7 protein-coding genes are annotated in these 8100 nt (G+C 59.6%); 5 read left to right on the plus strand and 2 right to left on the minus strand.

All coding sequences use genetic code 11. The features are described from left to right. A partial coding sequence (locus Q8S38_RS18740) for a hypothetical protein (protein WP_305681864.1) occupies nt 1–513 on the minus strand: 513 nt, incomplete at its 3' end. Then, on the minus strand, nt 510–1271 hold the full coding sequence (locus tag Q8S38_RS18745) for a response regulator (RefSeq protein ID WP_291820992.1): 762 nt from the start codon (nt 1269–1271) through the stop codon (nt 510–512). The genes Q8S38_RS18740 and Q8S38_RS18745, both read right to left, overlap by 4 nt. 398 nt (nt 1272–1669) lie before the next feature. On the opposite strand from Q8S38_RS18745, the gene Q8S38_RS18750 reads away from it, so the two are divergent. From Q8S38_RS18750 to Q8S38_RS18770, 5 genes are all read left to right on the plus strand, one after another. Next, nucleotides 1670–3154 (plus strand): TolC family protein, encoded by a 1485-nt coding sequence (locus tag Q8S38_RS18750; RefSeq protein ID WP_291820995.1) that lies wholly within the window; start codon nt 1670–1672, stop codon nt 3152–3154. Between the two features lie 21 nt (nt 3155–3175). After that, nucleotides 3176–4618, plus strand: a complete 1443-nt coding sequence (locus tag Q8S38_RS18755) for a multicopper oxidase family protein (RefSeq protein ID WP_305681865.1) — start codon at nt 3176–3178, stop codon at nt 4616–4618. A 28-nt stretch (nt 4619–4646) separates the two neighbouring features. After that, nucleotides 4647–5129: a cupredoxin domain-containing protein gene (locus Q8S38_RS18760; RefSeq protein WP_291821016.1), complete on the plus strand. Its 483-nt coding sequence runs from the start codon at nt 4647–4649 to the stop codon at nt 5127–5129. Between the two features lie 29 nt (nt 5130–5158). Beyond that, entirely contained in the window at nt 5159–5437 is a 279-nt protein-coding gene (locus Q8S38_RS18765; RefSeq protein WP_100962068.1) for a copper-binding protein, read from the plus strand. Nucleotides 5438–6823: 1386 nt separating this feature from the next. Next, nucleotides 6824–7810, plus strand: a complete 987-nt coding sequence (locus Q8S38_RS18770) for an ABC transporter ATP-binding protein (protein WP_305681866.1) — start codon at nt 6824–6826, stop codon at nt 7808–7810. Nucleotides 7811–8100: the final 290 nt, after the last annotated feature.

Below are 8100 nucleotides of genomic sequence, written 5' to 3' on the forward strand. Positions count from 1 at the left end.
GTCTGCGTGCTGAGTTGCGCCGAGCGTGGTCGAGGAGAAGTTGACCCAGGAGCCGTCATCGAGTCTGACCGAGACTAGCATCATGTGCCGGTAGGCATCGGCGTCGCCCGAATTGAGCGCGCCGTCGTCGGCAAAACCGAGGCGGAAGGATTCTGACGCCAGATCGGGGACGAGTTCCTTGAGCTTGGCTTCCATCGCCGCCGTCCGCTCGGTGGTGGGCGCAGTGCCGAGAACCAGGCTGACCTTGCTCCAATGGACCTCAAGACTAGCGCTCGTCAGATCATGCGCCGCGCGGTCGCGCTCCGGCTCCTGGGGGATGCCTGCGATGGCGCGCTTGATCGAAACGATGCGCTCTGCCAGCCCGCGATCACGCTGCGCGCTCGCCAGGCTCTCAACCCCGACGCGATAGGCCCAGTAGCCGACAAGATGGAATGCCAGCAGCGCGGCGACTAGGATGAGAATGGCGCGGCCGGCCACGGTGTCAGGGAAACCCTTCTGGAACATGCGAGTCATGCCGGCTGACCCTCCCGCGTCTGAACAGCGGGGGTGAACATGTACCCGGCACCGCGAATTGTCTTGATCAGCTGGCCGCCATTGGCGTCGGCCTCCAGCTTGCGGCGCAGGCGGCTGATCTGAACATCGATCGCCCGGTCGAAAGGATCGCTGTTTCTAGTCTTGGCGAACTGCATCAAGGCTTCGCGCGACAAAACCCGGTTGGCGTGTTCGATGAAGGCGACCATCAGGTCGAACTCGCCAGTCGATAGATCGACGAGCGTGCCGGAGGGCGAAACCAGCTCGCGCCGCCGCAAATCCATCCTCCAGCCGTCGAAGACGACGAACTCGCTCGCGCGGCCGTCTCCTGCTCTGCGCATGGTGCGCGAACGTCTGAGCACCGCGCGAACTCGCGCCAAAAGCTCTCGAGGGCTGAATGGCTTGGTGACGTAGTCGTCGGCGCCAGCCTCCAGTCCGATGACGCGGTCGCTCTCCTCGCTGCGCGCCGTCAGCATCACGATCGGAACCTGCGAGGTGGCGCGAACATCCCCGCAGAGATCGAAGCCCGAACGTCCAGGCAGCATCAGGTCGAGAATAATGAGATCGATGTCTGCCTGTCTCAGGACATCAAGCATGACGCGTCCGTCGGGCGCGCCCGTCACTTTGTAGCCGTGGCGCTGCAGGAAGCGGGCAACCAGTACGCGTATCTGCGGGTCGTCATCGACCACAAGCACATGGCCGTGGTCGTCGGCTGCGGAGGCGGTCGGGGTATTTGTCACGAGCATCTTTCGAGCGGCGCCAGCGGGCCTGCCCAACCGTATGGCCGGCGGGCAGATCGACAATATAGCTGCGTTGTGCCGGCTAGGCGCGATCGGCATTGCAACAATTTGTAACGGACAGGCTTCGTCGCCGTTGCTACCAAACTGCATCGAGGCTTTGAGGTCGAACGAATCGCGATGGCCGTAAAATTTGCTTTCACCGCTTTCGTAGCGCTCGCTCTGGGGGCCTGCTCAGTCGCTCCGGTGCCGGTCCATCTGGCTCGACCGGCCGATCCGAGCGCTCGCGTCCCGGCCGTCGGCTATCAGAGCGTCACCGCCGGCGTCACCGCGATGCGTCCGGCCGAGCCGAAGAACTGGCGGGAATTGAATCGCAGAGTAGGGCCTCAGCAGTGACCGCAATGACTCGCGCCTTCCAATCCTCTCATCCGATCTTGCAGAGTTCCATTCGCCGCTTCTCGTTGCTTGCCGGCGTCGCCGTGCTTCTCGGCGGCTGCGCTTCGTTCTCTGCCGATGGCGGCGTCGGTACGGTCCAGGCCATCGCTTACACAGAGCTGAACAAGGACGTCGTCAAGATCACCGACGACGGCGTCGCCGGCAGCGCAAAAGCGCGGGTCGATCAGCTTCTCAAGAAGTCGCTCACGGCCGACAGCGCGGTCCAGATTGCGCTCCTTAACAATCGCGGACTGCAGGCCGCCCTCAACGAACTCGGCATCGCCGAGGCGCAGATGGTGATTGCCAGCCTGCCGCCGAACCCCCGGTTTGCGATCTCGTCGCGCACGGGAACACTGTCGCTCGAAATCGAACGGCAGATCGTCGGCAGCATTTTCGCACTGGCAACTTTGCCGGCGCGCGCGGACGCTGCGCGGGATCGCTTTCAATCGGCCCAATTGCGCGCGGCTGAGGCCGTGTTGAAGCTCGCGGCCGATACGCGGCGGCAATACTTCCGCGCAGTCGCCGCTAACGCTCAAGCCGCCTTCTATTTGGAGGCCAAGGCCTCGACAGACGCTGCGACACAATTGTTCAAGCGTCTGGGCGAATCAGGAGGCATCAACAAACTCGACCAGGCCCGCGAGTTCGCCTTCGATGCGGAGCTCGGCGCCCAGCTTGCTCAGGCCCGTCTGCAACAGCGCCAGGAGCGTGAGCGACTGGTGCGCCTGCTCGGCATCTGGGGCGACGACTTGAAATTCAGGTTGCCGGGTTCGCTGCCGCCGCTCCCGCGCCTGCCGAGCATAAAAGCTGTTGAGGCTGAGGCGCTGCGCAAGCGAATCGATATCCAGATCGCGCGCGGCGATCTGAACCTTCTCGCGAAGACGCTGGGGCTGACGCAGGCGACCCGCTTCGTCAACGACATCGACCTTCTCGGCCGGCGCACCTATGATCGGAAGCTGACCGTTCTGCCCGATGGCGACGTCGAGCGTGAGGCCACGCGCACCCGTACTGTCGAGCTTGAGATCGAGATTCCGATCTATGATTTCGGGCAGTCCAAGGTCGCTCTGGCAGAGCAGACCTACATGCAGGCGGCGAATCGCCTGGCGGAGAAGGCGGTCAATGTCCGCTCCGAGGCGCGCGAGGCCTATGTCGGCTACCGCGCGAGTCATGACATCGCCCGGCAGTACCTCAATAATGTCCTGCCGTTGCGCAAGATCATCCAGGACGAGGCTCAGCTGCAATATAACGGCATGCTGATCGACGTGACCCAGCTCATCGTCGATGCGCGCGGCCGCATCTTGTCCAACCTCGCGGCCATCAACGCGCGTCGCGACGTCTGGATCGCCCATACCGACTTCAAGCACGCGCTCATCGGCGGCGGCTCGGGCGGGGGCAGCGGAGGCGCCGTCGTCGCAGCGGCCGGCGGCGGCGGCGGCGATGCGCCAGCCCATTGAACCCATCAGGAGCAAGACGCCATGACGGATCTTTCACGCAGGGGTTTCATCGGAACCTCAGGGCTTGTGATCGCAGGCGCGGCGGCCGTGTCGGGCCGCACCGCCTTCGCCTCGGTGCCCGAGGCGCCGACTATGGCAAGCGCCGCCACGCAGGCCCCGCTGGTGCCGACCTCTGGCCCGGATTACCAGCCGGTGGCGACGCTGAACGGCTGGACACTGCCCTGGCGGATGAACGGCGACTGGAAGGAGTTCCACCTCGTCGCCGAGCCGGTGGAGCGCGAGATCGCTCCCGGAATGATCGCCTACCTCTGGGGCTATAACGGCCAGTCGCCGGGCCCGACAATCGAGGCCGTCGAAGGCGACAAGGTCCGCATCTTCGTCACCAACAAGCTGCCGGAGAACACGACGATTCACTGGCACGGCCAGCGCTTGCCCAACGGGATGGACGGCGTCGGCGGCCTGAACCAGCCGCATATCCCCTCGGGCAAGACATTCGTCTATGAGTTCCTGCTCAGGCGCTCGGGCACCTACATGTACCATCCCCATTCCGACGAGATGGTGCAGATGGCGATGGGGATGATGGGAATGTTCATTGTCCATCCGAAGGATCCGGCCTTCCGCCGGGTTGATCGCGACTTCGTCTTCCTACTCAACGCCTTCGATATCGTGCCAGGCTCCTACGTGCCCAAGGTCAACACCATGCTCGATTTCAACATGTGGTGCTGGAACAGCCGCGCCTTTCCGGGCATCGACCCGTTCGTGGTGGCCAAGAACGACAAGGTCCGGATCCGCTTCGGCAACCTGACCATGACCAATCATCCGGTCCACATGCATGGCTACGAGTTTAAGGTCTCCTGCACGGATGGTGGTTGGGTCGATCCCGCCACCGCTTGGGACGAGGTCTCGATCGACGTAGCGGTCGGCCAGATGCGCGCCTTCGACTTCGTGGCAGACGAGCCCGGCGACTGGGCGATTCATTGTCACAAGTCGCATCACACGATGAACGCCATGGGCCATTCGGTGAAGACTTATATCGGCGTCACCAAGAAGGATCTGGTCAGCCGCATCCGCAAGGCCGCGCCGGGCTACATGCCGATGGGGTCGAACGGCATGGGCGAGATGGGCTCCATGGAGATGGAACTGCCCAAGAACACGCTGCCGATGATGACTGGCTACTCCCAGTTCGGCCCCGTCGAGATGGGCGGCATGTTCTCGGTGGTGAAGGTGCGCGAGGGCCTGGCCAAAAACGATTACAAGGATCCTGGCCATTACAAGCACCCGGAGGGCACGGTTGCCTACGAGTACAAGGGACAGAAGCTCGCCGAGGCGCCGCGCGTCGAGGGGCCGAAGCCTAATCCTGAACTAGCTACATGGCAGGTGAAAGACCCGCGCAAGCCGCGCCTCGGTCCCGATGGCAAGCCGTTACCCGGCGCCAAGGCGGGCGGGGCGCATTCCAACCACTAAAACGATCCATCCAACTCCGGAGAAACCGATGATAAAATTTGCGTCATTGAAACTCGCAGGCTTAGCGCTTGCATTGTCGGCCGGCGCTGCGCTTGCTGGGCCAGGAGCGGCCGGCCACCACGACGGCGAGGTCGCCTATGGCAAGCCCGGCGACCCCAAGAAGCCGGCCCGCCTTGTCCAGATCTCGATGGGCGAACGTGACGGGAAGATGCAGTTCATCCCCGACAGGATCGAGATCCGACGCGGTGAGCAGGTCAAGTTCCAGCTTCGCAACAATGGCGAGCTCGATCACGAACTCGTCCTCGCGACGCTGGAGGAGAACCTCAAGCACGCCATCGAGATGCAGAAGAATCCCGACATGGAGCATGACGATCCAAACGCCAAGCGCCTGGCGCCGAAAAAGACCGGCGAGATCGTCTGGGCGTTCACCAAGGCGGGCGAGTTTGATTTCTCCTGCTTGATCCCCGGCCATCGTGAAGCCGGAATGACCGGCAAGGTTATCGTCAAGTAGGCGCCAGCCTACTCAACAAGGAGCACACCATGCTGAAAATCATCTCCACGCTCGCCTTTGTGGCGTTCGCACTGCCGGCCCTCGCCCAGCAGGTCAATGGCACCGTCAAGAAGGTTGACGAGGCTGCAGGCAAGCTGACCATCGATCATGGGGCGATCAAGAACCTCGACATGGACGCCATGTCGATGGTCTTCCGCGCCGGTGACCCGGCCATGCTGAAGGGCCTGAAGGCCGGCGACAAAATCAAGTTCGACGCCGACCGGGTCAACGGCCAGATTACCGTGACGAAGCTGCAGAAGACCAAATAAGCGCTGCTTAAGCGCCGATCGAACTCCAAGCCGCGGCAGATTATCATGCCGCGGTGAGAGTTTCTTAGAAATACAGCGAGAGCCTATGACCGGTTTTCTGCCAATAACCATTCATGGCGTGAGCTCGGTATTATTTGATTCAGTCCAAAATCTGAATCTAACAATGTTTTGGTTCGTCACCGCATCTGCAGCCGTAGGCTTGTTCGCTCTCGTTTTGGTACTGTCTCGAAAATAGACATTTCCTTCACGTCAAGCAGCGGAGAGCAAATGATGCTAGGATGGCTTCTTGTAATTTTGATCTCTTTTTCGCCAAACGTATCAAGAGCTGACGATGGCGATCTGCAGCGCGCCTTGCTCGAGGCGGCCTGCGCCAACGCCAAGGTTACTCGTCTTCCGGCGGTTGGACGGAGTGAACGATACGAAGCCAACTGCTTTGGGACCTCGCATAAGCGCATCCAGATCGTCTGCATCGCAGGGCGATGCGTTGCCGATCGGCCGCCTAGCGGACGCGATGATCCAGAACAATAGAACTGAGACGCAGACTAAATACCGATTTTATAGCACCTGGATAACTCGAGATCGACGCCTTAGCAGCCGAGATCTGCTGAGGCTGCGAAAGGATCTCCTCGCTCAGGTTGCGCGTTATCTTCGTCCGCGGCTCGGCCACGATCGTTAACTGGTTGGCCCGATTGCCGCTCTCTTTGGTTATGCATTATTATGGAGGCTGTTTCTGTGACCTATACTAGTAGAAGGTGGTTGGCTTTGTACTTTACCACGCTTTTGTCTTTACGGCATCTTCCCAATCGCTCGGATTGTAAATCGCCCTGTTTTTAGGCGTCAACGTAGTCGGTGTATCGACCGACCACAGCGACACAAAGAATTGTCGTTGTTTCGGCCTATTGACCGAGATACGTACGAAAATGAAAGCAAATATTTTATATTCAAATTGCGCTGCGCCGCGAAAATAATCATAAACATCTCGCAATATCAAAAATCATATTGAAATGTATTTTTTGATTATCGTAGACTAGTTGTCGGAATCAGTTGATAATGAATCTTATGGATATATTTGATACAGTTAACGACGATATACATCAGCTTGTCCATAAGATTGCTGGCCTCGATTATCCCCACGGCCACTGGATGTTGTCCGTCGCAGCGATCGTAGTTTTCGTTGTCGCTCCCGCGTGGACGATCGGACATTTGGGGAGAGCGCTGTTTCGGGGGGCATCCGCAACTCGTAGGCGTCGAGCCCGGCTCGCCGCCGTGATTGGCAGGCCGGTCCCTGCTTCGGATCACGTTAGCGACGGAGAGCTACCCGGTTCGGGGACAGCCAATCGACCCACGGTCCGAAGCGAGGTCGCGCTGGTCACCCGTAATCCTTGGATGTTAGCCCTCTTTGTCGCGAGGGCCACGTCTCGTTATCAAGTCTTGCTGGTTCTTTTGTCCCTGCTGACGCTGCCCGCAGCCTGGTTCCTCCTCGATATCCCCAAGCACATCATCAATCACGCACTCGCAAGCCCCGAGGCGCACGATGGAATGACGTTCCTTGGCTTCCATCTGCCCCGCTTGGAATTATTGATAGCGCTCTGCATGAGTTACCTCGCAATTTTGACAGCGAGCGGCCTCGTAAAATTTGCCGCGACCCGCATCAGAGGACGCGCAAGCGAGCGGCTTGTACGGCGATTGCGCCTGAAGATTGTACGCAGATCGAGGAAGAGCCTGGCGGGTGAAGCAAGAGCCTCGCTTGCGGCCGTCGCCGTCCAGGAGGTCGAGCCCATTGGCTACTTCGGGGCCAGCTTATTCGTCGTTCCACTCATTTACGGCGGGACGCTTCTCACCAGCCTCGTTTTTTTGTTCGTTCAGAACCCCGCGCTCGCGTTGTCGGCCTTGATCATGTTGCCCGTTCAACTGACTTTGCTGCCTCGCCTTCAGAATGCATTGAACGCAAAAGTACGCGAAAGGGTCTATGCGACGCGAGAGCTGACTCAGCTCCTCACCTCCGGTGACGCGGATGCGAAATCTGCATCTAAAAAGAGTTCCATTTATCCATCGCTTCAACAACAAACCCGCCAGATTGCTGCGCTGGAACGTGTACGAATAGAGATTAGCGATTTGAAGGGTCGACTGCGAGGTCTTTATAATTATACGTCGAACCTGACCCCATTTTTTTTCTTCGCAATTGGTGGGTATCTCGTAGTGCGAGAGCGCCTTTCGCTAGGAGCCCTGGTCGCGGCAATAGCCGCCTACAGGGAAATCGCGCCTGCGATGAGAGAATTGTTCGACTTCGTACAAAATTGGTCTGACGCGGAAGCTCGATTTGAAGAGGTCACACGCGTTCTGGAAACTATTGACTCTCAAACGGACGTTTAGAGGTCAATGGCAGCGAAAGTGGAATAGGCCTTGTTTATTCCGGTTTAAACTTAAGACCCTATTTGGGTCGAAGTCGAGGGGAGCTCGAAGATGGCGTCGGCAGAGTTGGGACAGGCTGGGCTTGTCTCGCAAAGCATAGTGGTCTCGGCCCTAGCAGGCTGTTGAAAAACCCGCTCGCCGCAGGGCATTCGGCGTGATTCATTGTCTTCGAAGGGTTTCGGATATCTCTGCATGCGCGGTGACGACAATCGGACGGGCGAGCTTTTCAGCTACGTCGATCTTGAAGCGCG

It is taken from the genome of Allobosea sp. (assembly GCF_030695125.1).
Taxonomy (GTDB): domain Bacteria; phylum Pseudomonadota; class Alphaproteobacteria; order Rhizobiales; family Beijerinckiaceae; genus Allobosea.

What these genes read in the sequence shown, in the direction of transcription:
- Q8S38_RS18750 (WP_291820995.1), top strand. Translation starts at nt 1,670, where the DNA reads ATGACTCGCGCCTTCCAATCCTCTCATCCGATCTTGCAGAGTTCCATT.
- Q8S38_RS18755 (WP_305681865.1), top strand. Translation starts at nt 3,176, where the DNA reads ATGACGGATCTTTCACGCAGGGGTTTCATCGGAACCTCAGGGCTTGTG.
- Q8S38_RS18760 (WP_291821016.1), top strand. Translation starts at nt 4,647, where the DNA reads ATGATAAAATTTGCGTCATTGAAACTCGCAGGCTTAGCGCTTGCATTG.
- Q8S38_RS18765 (WP_100962068.1), top strand. Translation starts at nt 5,159, where the DNA reads ATGCTGAAAATCATCTCCACGCTCGCCTTTGTGGCGTTCGCACTGCCG.
- Q8S38_RS18770 (WP_305681866.1), top strand. Translation starts at nt 6,824, where the DNA reads ATGTTAGCCCTCTTTGTCGCGAGGGCCACGTCTCGTTATCAAGTCTTG.